At 68.0% G+C, this 14422-nt stretch carries 12 protein-coding genes and 3 pseudogenes; 9 read left to right on the top strand and 6 right to left on the bottom strand.

The window, feature by feature from the left end; all coding sequences use genetic code 11:
• Positions 1-133 (top strand): annotated as a pseudogene (locus ACIBEJ_RS51630) (IS5/IS1182 family transposase); the annotation flags it as partial.
• Between the two features lie 33 nt (positions 134-166).
• Here ACIBEJ_RS51630 and ACIBEJ_RS51635 read toward each other — a convergent pair.
• Together ACIBEJ_RS51635 and ACIBEJ_RS51640 are read right to left on the bottom strand one after the other, a co-directional pair.
• Positions 167-442 (bottom strand): hypothetical protein, encoded by a 276-nt coding sequence (locus ACIBEJ_RS51635; protein ID WP_397190421.1) that lies wholly within the window; start codon positions 440-442, stop codon positions 167-169.
• Positions 443-664: 222 nt separating this feature from the next.
• Positions 665-1905, bottom strand: a pseudogene (locus ACIBEJ_RS51640) (IS256 family transposase).
• Positions 1906-2572: 667 nt separating this feature from the next.
• Here ACIBEJ_RS51640 and ACIBEJ_RS51645 point away from each other — a divergent pair.
• The 4 genes and pseudogenes from ACIBEJ_RS51645 to ACIBEJ_RS51660 form a co-directional block, all read left to right on the top strand.
• Positions 2573-3196, top strand: a pseudogene (locus ACIBEJ_RS51645) (IS3 family transposase); the annotation flags it as partial.
• Positions 3189-4739 (top strand): CocE/NonD family hydrolase, encoded by a 1551-nt coding sequence (locus tag ACIBEJ_RS51650; RefSeq protein ID WP_397190422.1) that lies wholly within the window; start codon positions 3189-3191, stop codon positions 4737-4739. The pseudogene ACIBEJ_RS51645 and the gene ACIBEJ_RS51650, both read left to right, overlap by 8 nt.
• A 327-nt stretch (positions 4740-5066) precedes the next feature.
• Positions 5067-5579, top strand: coding sequence for an STAS domain-containing protein (locus ACIBEJ_RS51655; protein WP_397190423.1), 513 nt, complete (start codon positions 5067-5069; stop codon positions 5577-5579).
• 33 nt (positions 5580-5612) lie between these two features.
• Positions 5613-5870, top strand: coding sequence for a hypothetical protein (locus ACIBEJ_RS51660; RefSeq protein ID WP_397190424.1), 258 nt, complete (start codon positions 5613-5615; stop codon positions 5868-5870).
• A 165-nt stretch (positions 5871-6035) separates the two neighbouring features.
• On the opposite strand, the gene ACIBEJ_RS51665 is transcribed toward ACIBEJ_RS51660, so the two are convergent.
• Positions 6036-6821 carry a PIG-L family deacetylase gene (locus tag ACIBEJ_RS51665; protein WP_397190425.1) on the bottom strand — a complete coding sequence of 262 codons (786 nt, stop codon included), beginning with the start codon at positions 6819-6821 and terminating at the stop codon, positions 6036-6038.
• Between the two features lie 82 nt (positions 6822-6903).
• On the bottom strand, positions 6904-7602 hold the full coding sequence (locus ACIBEJ_RS51670) for a class I SAM-dependent methyltransferase (protein ID WP_397190426.1): 699 nt from the start codon (positions 7600-7602) through the stop codon (positions 6904-6906).
• Between the two features lie 335 nt (positions 7603-7937).
• Here ACIBEJ_RS51670 and ACIBEJ_RS51675 point away from each other — a divergent pair, with 335 nt between their 5' ends.
• The 3 genes from ACIBEJ_RS51675 to ACIBEJ_RS51685 all read left to right on the top strand — a co-directional run bounded on the left by ACIBEJ_RS51675 (position 7938) and on the right by ACIBEJ_RS51685 (position 12473).
• On the top strand, positions 7938-8606 hold the full coding sequence (locus ACIBEJ_RS51675) for a response regulator transcription factor (RefSeq protein WP_397190427.1): 669 nt from the start codon (positions 7938-7940) through the stop codon (positions 8604-8606).
• Positions 8607-8665: 59 nt separating this feature from the next.
• The gene (locus tag ACIBEJ_RS51680; RefSeq protein ID WP_397190428.1) at positions 8666-9994 is read left to right on the top strand and encodes a sensor histidine kinase; all 1329 of its coding nucleotides are present in this window, start codon (positions 8666-8668) and stop codon (positions 9992-9994) included.
• Between the two features lie 1807 nt (positions 9995-11801).
• Positions 11802-12473, top strand: coding sequence for an RHS repeat-associated core domain-containing protein (locus ACIBEJ_RS51685; RefSeq protein ID WP_397190429.1), 672 nt, complete (start codon positions 11802-11804; stop codon positions 12471-12473).
• Here ACIBEJ_RS51685 and ACIBEJ_RS51690 read toward each other — a convergent pair.
• Positions 12364-13023 (bottom strand): TetR/AcrR family transcriptional regulator, encoded by a 660-nt coding sequence (locus ACIBEJ_RS51690; protein ID WP_397190430.1) that lies wholly within the window; start codon positions 13021-13023, stop codon positions 12364-12366. The two genes, ACIBEJ_RS51685 and ACIBEJ_RS51690, sit on opposite strands and share 110 nt — an antisense overlap.
• Positions 13024-13114: 91 nt before the next feature.
• Between ACIBEJ_RS51690 and ACIBEJ_RS51695 the strand changes: the two genes are divergently transcribed.
• Positions 13115-13582 (top strand): anthrone oxygenase family protein, encoded by a 468-nt coding sequence (locus ACIBEJ_RS51695; protein WP_397190431.1) that lies wholly within the window; start codon positions 13115-13117, stop codon positions 13580-13582.
• A gap of 285 nt (positions 13583-13867) precedes the next feature.
• Here ACIBEJ_RS51695 and ACIBEJ_RS51700 read toward each other — a convergent pair whose 3' ends face one another.
• The gene (locus tag ACIBEJ_RS51700; RefSeq protein WP_397190432.1) at positions 13868-14422 is read right to left on the bottom strand and encodes a hypothetical protein; all 555 of its coding nucleotides are present in this window, start codon (positions 14420-14422) and stop codon (positions 13868-13870) included.

Consider the following 14422-nt stretch of genomic DNA (forward strand, 5'->3'; position numbering starts at 1 on the left):
ACGCTGCTTCCAGAAGATCAAAACCTGGCGTGGCCTGGCAACCCGCTATGACAAGACCCCGGAAAGCTACGAGGCAGGACTTCACCTCCGAGGCTTGATCATGTGGCTGAAACTCCTCACCTCACCTACATGATCCGAACCCCGAACAGCTCCTAGGCGGGGGCGTTCATGCGCACGGGGAGGCGCTGACCCTCACATAGGCCCCGTCGCGCGTCGCTCTCGCGGTGAAGCATTGGATGCGGCCTCCGGGCCAGGAGATGAAGACCTCCCTGACCAGGCCGTTGTCCGGCGCTCCGTTGAGCGGCGTGCAGCCGGTGGCGAAAACGCGCTGCTGCGGGCTGGGCTCCGTCTCCAGCGTGGCGCAGGAGTAGCCGGGTTGGGCCGCTTGGGCGGGCGAGGGGGACAACGCCAGTCCCGCGAAAGCGGGGAGCACGGCTAACACGGCCAGACGGGGTAGACGTCCCCAGGCTTTCCTGAATGTCATGATCAAACGTAAACACGCGCCATGGGCCTTGCCAAGCCGATTCACCGCTGCCTCTCGACGGCGGCAACCACCAGACCGAGGCCCTCAGCCGCTGGCGCAGTCCCACGCCTTCTAGGGGTTCCGGTCACGTCCACGGTGGTGGTGTATGAGTCGATCTTCGCGTGATCCTGTATCTGCAGGTTAAGCGGTCGAGGTCTCCGGCAGGAGCTGCGGGGTCGGTGTGTCATCATTGATCAGCCTGAGGCGGGCTTTGGCCAGCACCTCGATCCCCATGTAGCGGCGGGCCTCGCTCCACTCACCGGTCTGTTCGGCCGGCACCGCGCCGACCAGTCGGATGATGGCGGGCCGGTCGGGGAAGATGCCCACGACGTCGGTGCGGCGGCGGATCTCCTTGTTCTGGCGTTCTTGCGGGTTGTTGGACCAGATCTGCTTCCAGATCTCGCGGGGGAAGCCGGCGAAGGCCAGGAGGTCAGCCCGGGCCTGGTCCAGGTGATCGGCCGCGGCCGGGTGTTTGGCTTCCAGGGTGTCGATGACCCACTGGTGCTGGGCGACGACAGCTTCGGGGGTGTCTTGGTCGAAGATGGTGCGGACCAGGGTGGCCACCCATGGCTGCGCCGATTTCGGCACAGTGGTGAGCAGGTTGCGCAGGTAGTGGGTGCGGCACCGCTGCCAGGACGCGCCGGGCAGACAGGCGCTACCGCTTCGACCAGACCGGCGTGTGCGTCGGAGATGACGAGTTGAACACCGGACAGGCCGCGGGCCACCAGGCTGCGCAGGAACGCCAGCCAGCCGGCGCCGTCCTCGGCCGAGGTGACCTCCAGGCCGAGGATCTCGCGCTGGCCGTTGGCGTTGACGGCGGTGGCGACCAGGGCGTGCACGTTGATGATGCGGCCGCCCTCGCGTACCTTCTGGGTCAGGGCGTCCAGCCACAGGAAGGTGTGGGGTCCGCCGTCCAGGGCGCGGGTGCGGAAGGCTTCCACCTGCGCATCCAATGTCTTGGCCATCTGGCTGACCTGGCTCTTGGAGATCTGCTTAATGCCGAGCTGCTCCACCAGCCGGTCGATTCGTCGGGTGGAGATGCCCAGCAGGTAGCTGGTGGCCACCACGCTGATCAGGGCCTGCTCGGCGCGGCGGCGGCGTTCCAGCAGCCAGCCGGGGAAGTAGGAGCCTTGGCGCAGTTTCGGGATGGCCGGCTCGACCGTCCCGGCCCGGGTGTTCCACTCCCGGACGCGGTAGCCGTTGCGGGAGTTGGTGCGCTCGTCGCTGCGCTGCCCGTACTCGGCACCGCAGCGGGCGTCGGCCTCGGCTGACATCAACGCTTCGGCCATGGTCTTCACCATGGATCGCAACAGATCCGGATCGCTCGTCTCGATCTGCTGCGCCAGCCACGCCGCGGGCGTGACACTGTTGTCTGCGGTCATCGCTTTGATCTCCTTCTGGTTCGCACTTGAAGGATCACGCGATGGCCGTACTCATTTCACGGCTGCCACGCTTGTGACCAGGTCAAACTCGTACAACCACTTCCGTGGACGCAACCCGGCCAACTCCTCCATCGCCTCCTGCACGCTGCCTACTCGCGCCGGAGCAGCCGCGGCCACCCCGCTCTGGGCCATCACCAGCATCGCGACACCCGCAACAGCGACAGCGCCGCGGAGCACTGAACGCCGATCCCCAACCCGACATGAGCCATCTCTTCCCCCTTCTCGTGATCACCCGCTGACGTCCACGATGCCCGGTGGTGTCCCCGCGCCGTCCGCGCCGTGTCTTGGTCGTGTTACGGCCGCGCCTGGCGTGCGCCGGGAATCCATCCGCACCATCGCCACCGGAGTCAAGTCTCGGCCGGCGTCGTGCACCACTCTGGCCGAGGCCAGAGAACAGCAGCCGTAACCCTCCCGCCGCTCCGCTGAGCGGGCTGTTCAACTACACAGCGTTACTTTGGGGTAGGGGACGTCTTCAGGAGGAGGACGCCGTCCTGAAAGGGGTAGGCCAAGAAGGGCGGTCGGGTCGCAGGCCGGGAGCTGGTGACAGCGGCGGTGAGGCGTCGCTGGAGACGGTGGAGGCCGATCGTCGGGGTCGCCCGCTCAGCTCTACCACGGGCTGTCGGCGGCGCCGGCACGGGCCGAGCGGCAGCGCCGGGATCAGGCGCTCGCCGAACAGATCCGGGCCATCCATGCCGAGCATGACGGTACCTACGGAGCGCCCCGCATCACCGCGGAACTGCGTGAGCGGGGCCGCCTGGTGAATCGCAAGCGGGTCGAGCGCATCATGCGCGCCTTGGCCATCGTGGGCGTGCGCCTGAGCAGGAAGGTCCGCACCACGGTGCCCTAGTCCTGCGGCCGCAAGGTTGCCGACCTGCTCCAGCGCGCCTTCTCCGCGGATGCGCCGAACCGGCGCTACGTGGGCGACATCGCCTGTCTGCCCATCGCCGACGGCACGCACCTGTATCTGGCGACGGTGATCGATCTGTGCTCGCGCAAGCTGGCGGGCTGGTCGATCGCCGACCACATGCGCACCGAGCTGGTGGCCGACGCGCTGCGAGCCGCCGCCCGGGATCGCGGCGGACTGGACGGGGCAGTCTTCCATTCGGAGCATGGGGCGCACTACGGCAGCAAGCAGTTCGCGGACCTGTGCGCCGAACTGGGCGTCGTCCAGTCGATGGGAGCGGTCGGATCCAGCGCCGACAACGCGGCGGCCGAGAGTTTCAATGCCTCAGGTCGGCACCTGGGGCACCTCCTATGTCGGCTGGACGCAGACGGCCACGGCCGCCGCCGGCACCGAAGGGCTGGCCGCGATCGTGCCGAACCAGAGCGGCGCCAACGGCTACACCAGCTCGATCCGGCACGGTGGTGCGCTGGAACTGCGGTGGATCGCCTGGATGTTCTGGCATTCCGCACGCAATACCCAGTCGGCGCTCAAGGCACAGCCGTGGGTGGATGCCGCGCTCAACCTGGACCCGGTACCGTTCGGGCAATGGCTACGCCGCTGGCCGATCCGGCCCGGAGCCACTCAGCTCGCTCTTGTCCCGCCGTATGAGCGGCTGGCGTTCGCGCTGCTCAGCCACGAGGACAACGACGACTTCTGGACGAACCCGGGCATCAATCCGGCCGCCCACCTCGACCGTTTCACCGATGCGCCCACACTGCTGATGGGCGGCTGGTACGACTCCTACACGCGCGCCACGTTCGAGCTGTTCGAGGGGCTGTCCGCCAGCAAGACCGGGCCTGTCAAGCTGATCGTGGGGCCCTGGTCGCACGACAGGACAGGGGAAACGTCTGCGGGCGACCTGTGGTTCGGCCAGGACGCGGCCATCGACGTCATCGGTACGCACCTGCGCTGGTACGACCGATGGCTCAAGAAGCGGCCCAACGGCGCCGACCATGATCCGCCGGTGCGGATCTTCGTGATGGGCGGGGGATCGGGAGCACGCGGCCCGGAAGGCCGGCTCAGTCACGGCGGCCGATGGCGTGAGGAGTTCGAATGGCCACTGGCGCGGACTGTCTACATCCCCTACTACCTGCACCAAGACGGCGGTCTCAGCCCTCAGCCGCCCGCGGTGGACGAAGCCTCGACCACCTACCGGTTCGACCCGGCCGACCCGGTGCCGACCATCGGCGGCAACGTGTCCTCACTGTTTGAGGCGCCCGGCCTGCCACCTGGGGTCTCCGGCCCCTGGGACACATTCCTGTTCGAGGGCATCCAGAACCTCGTCGAACCGGGCGGCTTCGACCAGCGCGAATCCGCGCACCTGTACGGTTGCCAGCCGCCCTACCTGCCACTCGCGGCACGCGCTGACGTCCTGGTCTTCCAGACCGATCCGCTCATCGACGACCTCGAGGTGACTGGGCCGATCGAGGTCCGGTTGTGGGTCACCACCACCGCGGCCGACACCGACTTTTCCGCCAAGCTGATCGACCTTTACCCACCCTCGGCGGGCTATCCTCGCGGCTACGCCCTCAACCTCACCGATTCGATCATCCGGCTCAGGTACCGGGACGGCGGCACACCGAGCCCGCTTCCCCCCGGCCACATCACCGAGGTCACGATCACGCTCTATCCCACGAGCAACCTCTTCGTGGCCGGCCATCGGATCCGCCTCGACATCTCAAGCTCCAACCACCCGCGCTTCGACGTCAACCCGAACACCGGCGAACCGCTCGCCACACGACGCCGACACGTCATTGCCGACAACACCGTGTTCCACGACACGCAGCGGGCCTCACGCATCATCCTCCCCACCGTGCCCGGCCCCGGCTGATCCGCTCTGCGCCCGCGCCCGCAGCCAGCAACTGGGCCGCCCACCCGCGATAGCACCCGAGCAGAGACGCATCAGTAATCCTGAGCTGCGCGGCCAGATGGTCCACCACCGGCCACGGCACCGCCAACGGATCCTCCAGGAACAACCCTTTGTATCGGACGGTGCCCGGGTCCAGCCGAGATACATGGGAACCCGGCCATGAGTCGATCTTGACGACCGTTCCCACAGGCATGCGTACGATCAGCGGTCAACCGTGATCAGTTTGAGTGCGTCTTCCTTGTCCTTGTCGGAGGGCAAGCTGTACCGGCGGGTGGTCTCCGGGCGGGCATGGCCAAGGATCTCGGCGACCAGGACCAGGTCGGGGCTGAGCTGGGACACACCGGCCTGGAAGGACCGCTCTCCGGTGACCGTCGTGGGCTGAATGGGATTGCCTCAGGGTTGGTGTGGATCATCTGGGAGGTTGGCGTGGAATACGCGCTGAGCGAGGCCGGCGGCGTCACCGTCGTGACCGTCGACGGCGAGATCGACGCCTCCACCCTGCCGCCGCTGCACGCCGAGATCTTCCACCTGACGACGCAGCCCGGCCTGTGTCTGATCATCGACTTGGCGGCGGTGACCTTCCTGGACTCCAGCGGCCTGTCCCTGCTGATCGAGGCCACCAACCGCCTCCGGGACAACGGCGGCCGGCTGGCGGTCATCAGCGCCGACCCCCACCGGCTGCGCGTCATCTGGCTGACCGGCCTCGATCAGTTCCTGCCCCTGCACGACAGCCTGGACGCGGCCTGCATCACCTGCGCACCACCGCGTGAGCGGCCGCACCATCACGCACACCAGCCTTGATCGTTTCTGCATCGGATTGCCTACCCTGGGGCCATGACACTGCACTTCGACAAGGAGTGGATCACCAGCGACCGCTGCAAGCAGGTGGCCAAAGCCGAACCTCGCGGCCGATGGGTGCTGTCGTGGCGGCCCGGCACCTACAGCCGGGACCAGGCGATCGCCGCGATGACCCGCGCAGAGAACGGCGACCTGGCCACCGACCCCGAACAACCGCTCCCGCACGCCGACCGGCCGATATCCTCCCCGAACCCCGCCAAGGAGCGGCAAGAGCCGGAAGCAGGCCCGCAGTAGCCAAGCAAGAACGGCGTGCGCGGATATCCAGGATGAGGATGAGCGCGTCATCACGGATGAGGGACATGGCGATATCCCGGCATCCTGGCTGACCGGCCCCGGCGTGGGGGTTGGCGGCTTGATGTGCGGCTTCGCGTGGCTACCGGGTGTGGTCGCCTCAAGCGCTCAAGAGTCCGAGAGGGTGGTCTGCGGGGCGCCGGTGTAGGAGACGCGTCGATACCACTCGTTCGTCAGCATCTGAGCGCGTGCCTGTTCCGGCAGTGACGTGAGCAAGGTCATCGACGCACCACGCCCGACCTCAGATTCATGCGCATGCATGGCCGCCCACTTGCGCTCGGACCACCGTCCGACGTCGAGGTGGGTGGTGACCTGCGCGTCGGGGACGCCTGGCAGCTTCTGGTCCGGTTCAGGAAACGTTCCGAACACCGCTTGCCACTGTGACACTACGACGGACCGCGGGATGGTCGCCAGGTAGAGGGCGCGCGGCCGCCAGGGATCGCCCAGACCTCGGTAGAGCTGGTCGTACCCCGCCGCTTCGACCGCGGCCATGGTCACCCGATGTACCTGCACGTGATCCGGATTTCCGTATGAGCCGTAGCCGTCATAGGTGAGCACGACATCAGGCCTGAACTCCCTGATGTGCTCAACGACCCGGCCCACCGCCTCGTTGAGCGGCACGTCCAGAAAACGCGGGCTGCCGGACGCGGATTCGGGCTTGCGGGCGTCGGCGTAGCCGAGCAACCTCGGTTTGCCGGCGCCGAGGATGTCCAGGGAACGCTCCAGCTCTGCGGCCCGTTGGGTTCCCTGGGCCCACGTGCACGTGACGACGGCGGTCCTGGCGCCCTCATCGGCGTATTTGGCCAAAGTTCCACCGGTCCAGATCGCCTCGTCGTCTGGATGCGCATGCACGCATAGCACCCGAAATGCCACTTGAACCTCCAAAGTGATCAACGGCCGGTCATCGTAGCGCCCATGCACCCATTCCAGTGCTCGCGTGGCAGGCCTGTCCGTCCGACGGCGCCCTTTCGTGTGATCATGAACGTGGAGCCGGATCTGCGGTCTCAGGCGCGTCCCAGATCATGGCGTGCGGGCCCACATTACGGAAACGGGCGGTGGGGAAGACCTCTCGGTAGATCCGCTCGAACTGTTCCCGGCTGAGGTAGCGGTCGCTGACCCGATGATCCAGCCATGCTCCGGTGGACAGCCGGAAGATCTCCCACGCCTGCGCCTGGTTCCGCCGGACGAGGTTGCGAAGGAGCTTGCGTACCGCGCCTCCGTAGAGCCACCAACGCGGGTTGGCGGGTCGTGGCGAGACGGTGTCGACGAGCACGGCTCGCCCGCCGGGTGCGACCAGCGTTTCGATGTGGTGCAAGGCGGCCCGCAGGTCAGGAACGTGGTGCAAGGTCGCGACACTGAGTACGAGGTCGTAGTGGCCCATGTCCCCGACGTTGAGAAGATCTGCTTGCCGGTAGGTGATGTTGTCCCGGGCGCGTTTGGCCTGAGCCAGGTCGATCATCGGACTGGAAAGGTCGACGGCGTCAACGTGCGCGAACCGCTCAGCGAGGACCAGCGTGTGCTTGCCAGTGCCGCAGCCCAGGTCCAGCGCCCGTCGGCCGCCGGCTGACAGGAGTTCTGGCAGCCACTTCCCAAGGTTGTCGCCCTGAAGCTCGTGCAATCGCTCGTACTCCTGGGCGATCCGGTCGAAGGATTGCGCGTCGGCGCGGTTGGTCATCTACCATCTCCTGTCAGCGTTCGGGGCGACCTGCCCGGGACGAGTACCCAGGTGCCGGAGATGTGCCGTACGCGCCGGTAGGCAAACCGGCCCAGGCGACAGCAAGGTGGACAAGATACGCTCCAAGGCGGGTGACTGGATCACAGGCAGGCGGCCAGGCTGGGGCTGCTGCCGTTCCAAGCATGGTGCCGGACGGCGCCCGACGGTCTTCGCGGCAGACCTTTCACATGCAACTCCCATGAAGGCGCGCCGCTGCGCGAGGATCGATCCCCATCGCGAGGAGAAGCATCATTCTCGAACCAGCGGACCCGCCGGTCAGAGCGGCCAGGCTGCTCGTGGCGGACGACGAACCCGCCATCGTGGACGCCGTCTCCCGCTTCCTGCGCCACATCGGGCACGAGGTGCGTACCGCCACTACCGCGCTGCAGGCGCTCACTGCGGCTCGCATGTTCATGCCGGAGCTGATCCTGCTCGACGTGATGCTGCCCGACTTGGACGGCTTCGAAGTGCTGCGCCGTATCCGCGCCGACGGTCTTGAGGTCGCAGTGGTGTTCCTGACCGCGCGGGCCAGCCGCAAGGACGTGGTCACCGGGCTGGCTGCGGGCGGTGACGACTACATCGCTAAGCCGTTCGGCCTGGACGAGGTCGCCGCGCGGGTGGATGCGGTGCTGCGCCGCGTGCGGGGACGGCAGCCCGACGACTACGTGCTCCGGGTGGACGACCTGGCGCTGGACACCAGGAGCTACACGGTACGGCGCGGCGATGTGCCGATCGAGCTGTCGCCCACCGAATACCGGCTGTTGCGCTACCTGATGTTGCACGCGGGACGGGTACTGACCCGGGCTCAGCTACTGGAGCACGTCTGGAGTTACCACTTCGGCGGCGATGACACCGTGGTGGCCACCTACATCAGCTATCTACGCCGCAAGATCGACACGTTGGGGCCGCCGCTGATCCACACGCGCAGAGGCGTCGGCTACTGCCTGCAGCCCGCCGCGTCATGAGCCGTCCAGCCCGGCAACCGTTGCGGCTCCGCCTGACCGTATTGGTGGTCGGTTTGTGCGTGCTGGTGCTTGCGGTGACCGGCTCGGCCACGCTCGTTGTCCTGATCGGCTCGCTGCACCAGCGGGTGGACGCCCAGCTTGCCACCACCGTTTCCGGCCTGCGCGCGCTGGCCACCATCGAGCACGACCTTCCCGGCCGGCTGATCCCTCCCGAGCGCACCTCCTTCGGCAGTCTCTACCTCGCCGTCCTGGAGCCGGGCAGAATGCCCCGCGGCCCCGGCCCGGCGCTCGCCCTGCCGCTTCCCGCCCCGGGAGAACGGGTGACCGTGCCAGGCACCGGTCCGGGCGCGGCGCGCAGCTACCGGGTAATGACCACCCTGCTCACTGGCGGGCACGTGGGGGTGATCGGGCTGAGCCTGGACGAGACCGAGGACGCCGTCCACACCATGGTCGCCGTCGTCGTCATCGTCGAAGTGCTCGGAGTCACCATCCTGGGTTTGCTCAGCGCCTGGATCGTGCGCCGCGAGCTGCGTCCGCTGGAGAGCGCGGCGCGTACGGCGGACCTCATCGCCGCTGGAGACCTCACCTATCGTCTGAGCCGGTCCGGCGAACCGCCGCTGAGCACCCGAACCGAGGTCGGCCGCCTGGCCGCCGCACTGGACCGCATGCTCGACCAGATCCAGGCCGCCTTCGAGGGGCGCGACACCTCCGAAGGCCGGCTGCGGCAGTTCGTCGCCGACGCCTCTCACGAACTGCGCACCCCGCTCCAGTCCATCCGCGCCTACGCGGAGCTCTACCTCAGCGAGGCTCTGCCGGACGCCGTCGCCAAGCGGGACGCGGTCGAGCGGATGCACGCCGAGGTGCGGCGCATGGCCAGGTTGGTGCAGTCGCTGCTTCAGCTCGCCCGCTTCGACCAAGAACACGAGACCGACTTCCATGCCTTCGACCTGACCAGCGTCGTCCTGGACTGCTGCCGCGACGCCGCCGCGGTCGAGCCGGGGCGGCCGCTGACCTGGGACATCCACGAACGCATCACGCTCGTAGGCGACGAGGAGCAGCTCAGCCAACTCGTCGGCAACCTGCTCGGCAACGTGCGCATGCACACCAACCCCGGCATCTCCTGCCACCTCGATTTGGCCCCGGAAGGCGATGAAGTGGTGCTACGAGTGACCGACCAGGGGCCGGGCATTCCTGATGAGGTCCTGCCGTACGTGTTCGACCGCTTCTACCGGGCTGACAAAAGCCGTAGCCGGGCGAGCGGCGGCAGCGGGCTCGGCTTGGCCATCGTGGCGGCCATCGTCGATGCGCACCGCGGCCGCATCCGCATCGACAGCCCAGATGGGCAGGGAACCCGCATCGAGGTACATCTGCCACGCTGCGTCCGATGACGATCGTCGTCCAGCACACGCGGCACCCAGATCCCCGCCAGCAGACAGCCTGCGGCGCCGTCTCGATTCGCACGCGTGAGACGCGGACCAAGTGGCTCGAGCGGGTGCTCGCAGCCAGTCGTTCACGCCCCGAGTGACCTCGCCGGTGCGTCTCGATTCAACGACGCACTGGGCGGTGTCCCGGGTGTGCTCACACGCCGTCCTAGCGGATCGATTCATACCTCGCGACCGCTCCTCAGCCCACGCCGCCCTGAAGACAGACAGCGGCATGGCCCAACTGGCGCTGCGCCTGGTCGATCTCGCCGACCCCGTCGAAGCCTCCGCCAACGAGGATTGACGACCGAGCTCACCAGCACTAAGCATCGGGGCTCAGAGCGCGACGGAACGAAACGAATGCCTGTACGCTCCGTAGCCGCTGGGTCGTAACCCGGCAGGGGACAGTGCACTGGTTCTGTACGGCATCCGCTACAGCGCGGTCGCCGGATCCCTTGCCCTGTTGGCCGGCGGCAGCGCCGAAGCTCGTCGGCCGACAAGGTGTTCGGGCCGGGGTTATCGGGGTCGGCCTGGTCGGGCAGGTGCTGGGTGGGGCATTCGGTGCCGAGGGCGGTCAGGGCCTGCTGTTCGGCGGTGTCGATGGTGAGGTGCCAGCGGCTTTTGATGGCGACCCATTTGGCTGCGTAGCGGCAGTGGGCGGGCTGGTGGGGTGGCATCCAGGTGGCGACGTCCTGGTCGGCTTTTTGCCGGTTGGATCGGGCGGTGACGGCGACGAGGTGCCAGGGGTCGGTCAGGTCGTTGGCGTAGTCGCGGTGCCGCTCGGCGTTCCAGGCGTGGACGCCGGAGTCGTGGGCCTCGGCCAGCGGGACGAGGGTGGTCGACGTCGAGGCCTGCGGCGCCTTAGACGGTCTGATCGTGTCGGGTAGCTGTGCCAGGTTCCGCCGGTCAGGCGGCAGGAGGCGTCGGTCTGCGGCGGGGTGACGGCTTCCTCCAGCAGCACTTCGGCGCGGGTCGAGCATCGGTCGCCGTCGGCGTCGATCCAGTGCCGGTACAGGTCGCGGTCGTAGCCGGCGCGCTGCTCGGCGGCGATCGGGAGCGCGGCGACCGCCTCCGATAGCAGCGGGCCTTGCACCGGCGCGGCCGCGGACGCCGTAGTGGTGAGGGTGGCGGCGTGGGCCGTACCGGGCTGAGCGGCGGGCAGCAGCAGAACAGCGGAGGCCAGGAGCGCGCCGATGAGGGCCTTGCTGAGGGCGGGGCGTGGCGTTGCGGGGGGTGGGGCATGCCGATCCCGTCGAGCACACGTAAGGTGACGGTCAGTTACTGAATGTAGTGGTCGTGATGGTGGTCGGGATCATCTATCGGCCCGATGACACCCTCGCTTCGCCGCCGGCCCCGGCTGGAGTGGATGCTGCTGGGTTACGGGTTCGCTACAGCAGGCGGGTTTCCGGCCGGGAGTCGTCATCGTGGGGAGATGGCGGTTTCCTCCCCTGACAGCCCGCCCTCTGACCCCCGCGCCGAAACTCGTTCACGTGGTTTGAGCTGGTGCTTCTTCGGGTTGGCAGAGGACTTCCAACGCGCCATCGCCTCCTGGCAGCACGAGGCTGTAGAAACCTTGCCCAGAGAGGAGCTCAGATGGACCCGGCAGGCTGGATCATCTCCGCTATCGGCACACTAATCGCCGTCGGCATCACCGGCTGACTGGCAGTCGGCCGTAGAAAGAGCAGCCGCAGGAAGTGCAACGAGGCAGGACCACCCAGCCTTTGACGCCACCCCTACGACCTCAAGCGCTCGCGCCGAGGGGCCGCGGCGGGCAGTGGTACTCAGCGCCGATGGGCCAGTAAGAAGGCACCGACGCAGCGGTCGGCACGCTGACGACCTGCACGGCGTTCTCGTCGCCACCTTCACCGGCAGCACGTTGACCACCACCGCCGCCTATGACCCGCTCGGAACCGTCACCGAACGGACCGGTGCCCACAAAGAATCTCGGCTGCCAACCGAATACACCGACCCCGGCACCGGCAAGACCAACATGCACGCCTGCTGGTACCAGCCTGGCACCGGCGCCTTCACCAGTCGCGATACCGTCACCCTCACCCCCAACCCGTCAGTCCAGGCCAATCGCCACACCTACGCGAACGCATTCCCCCTCACCGGCATCGACCCCACCGGCCTCGAGGACGGCTACGCGGGCTACACGGGAGACCCCTGCGGCACCTCCGGGCCCATCCAGCGATGCAGCGATTGCGGCTCAACTTCATGCTCATCGGGGGTTCTGTCGGCGGAGGCGCGCCCTGGGCGCAGTACCTCCGGCCCGCGTACGACGTGTGTGGGCTTACCGCATACGACGCGAGCCGGGGCGGGTGGCCGGTCGGTCGTCAGGGGTGGAGCAGGGTGGTCGCGAGGATCCAGGCGAGCCATTCCTCGTACGCGGCCTCGGTCCACCCGCAGACCTCGGTCAGCTTCTCGAAGTTCTCCGTCGAGGTGAGGACGTAGATCTGCGCGGCCGCTTCGGCAGGCGTGAGGCCCGGCCGCAGGGCGCCGAGCTTGTGCAGGTGGCGGGCCGGCGCGTGGCTGCCCTTCAGCCTCTCGTGTTCGATGTCGGCCAGGACTTCCCGGAGTCCCGCGTCAGCCGGGGAGGCGGCGGCGGCCGCGCGCAGGACGCGGTGCACGGGCTGGACGCGCCGGAGGATGCCGGTGGCCATCGTGGCGTACCCGGCCAGCTTGCGCACGGGGTCCGGCTCGTCGATGATCGCCTGGACCTCGGGGCGGCCGCTCTGCGGCAGGGGACGGGCGTCGCCGGCCAAGGTGATGTCGTAGACGAGCTTGGCCAGGGCGGGCTTGCCGCCGGGGGAGGACGTGTACAGCGTCTGGAGTGCCACGCCGGCCTCGCGGGCGACCTCGGCCATGGTCGTGTCTGCGTAGCCCTTCCCGATCATCAGTTTCCGCGCCGCGTCCGCGATCTTCCGCCGCGTGGCCTCGGCCTGCTCCTGGCGTAGGGAGCTGGTGTACGGGCGGCGCTTGCTCTGCTCAGTCATCGGGCACCATGATTCCAGAGACATATTGACTGTATAGGCATCTAATGAAAATGTGTGCCTCTAGTTAACATGTGTCGGAGGAGGGTGTGCCGTGTCCGTGGTGTACGCCGCGTCCAGGGTGGTCGCGCTGCTGCTGGTCGGCCTGTACGCGGGCGGCGTGGTGTTCGTGGTGCTCGCCCCATCCGTGGCACGCCTGCCGGGACCCGCGTACGTCCGGTACTGGCAGGCGCTCAACACTGACTATGGCCGGGCCATGCCGCCGCTGCTGTTGGCCGGCATCGCTGCCCTGGTCGTTGTGGCGGCCTGGTCGTGGCGGCGCGGATGGTTCGTGTTCGGCCTCGTCGCGGCGGCCCTGATCATGGTGACCCTCACCGTGGTCCTCACCTTGTCGGGCCTGGATTCGCTCAACCGGGTCGTGGATGGCTGGGATCCCGACCTCCTGCCCGACGGCTGGGAAGAGACCCGCCGGCAGTGGCTGGGTCTGCACCTCGTCCGAAGCGCACTCGCGTTGGCGGCGTTCGCCTGCCTGGTCATCGCCCAGACCTTCGACCACGGCTGAGTGCCGCAGGTCCCGACGATCGGATCAGTCGCGGCCGGGACGAGCGAGAGCGTCCACCAGAGTGCGGAGCCCGCTCAGGAAGGCGGTCCCTTGGTCGAAGGCGCGAAACACGCGGTGGATGCGTTCCGGGTCCTCCGCCGCGGACGCCAGTAGCTCTTGGCAGTATCCACCGCGCGTAGCTGCGCCCAGGCACCGGCCGAACCCCAGGTGACAACGCGCGTTCCGACCTCCGGACTCGAGCCGTCCGCCGCCGTCTCAACGACGACGCCCGCCGCATCCCTGCGGTCAGATGTCGGTGAAGAGCGCTTCGCTCTGGTCTTGGGTGTTCGCGCGGGTTACCCCGAGGGTGCCGGTCTTGCGCAGGTGCATGGCTCGCGCGAGGAGTTCGTCGCGGATGTGGGTGGGGGCGTGCAGTCCGTCGGCATGGGAGAGCGGGAAGCGGGTGGTGATCGGCCTGCGCGCCGAGGCGGCCTTGGTCTGCTGGAACTCGGGGTCGGCCAGCAGGAGATCGACCGCCTCGGTGACCATCTGCGTCTGGGCCTCCTCCGACAGCGGCTCGTCCTCGTCATCGTTGCCCCGGCTCAGGTAGGCCCGCGTCCGGCCCTGGCCGTTCAACTGTTGCCACTCCTGGGACCAGGGGGTGGCCTGCTGCCAGAGGTGGAGCAAGCCGCCCGCCATGGACGCCACGTCTACGCTACCGACCTTGCCCGCGTGCTGCACCAGGTGGGCGGGCGGGTCGTCGACATCGTGCGGCTGGGTCGGGTCGAACGGCGCGGCGCTCATGTAGATCAGGCCGCCGCCACGTCGGCCCGCCAGGGCGAGGAAAGCGGGCAGGTCCAT

Origin of the sequence: Nonomuraea sp. NPDC050790, assembly GCF_044456745.1 — a bacterium.
Taxonomy (GTDB): Bacteria; Actinomycetota; Actinomycetes; order Streptosporangiales; family Streptosporangiaceae; genus Nonomuraea.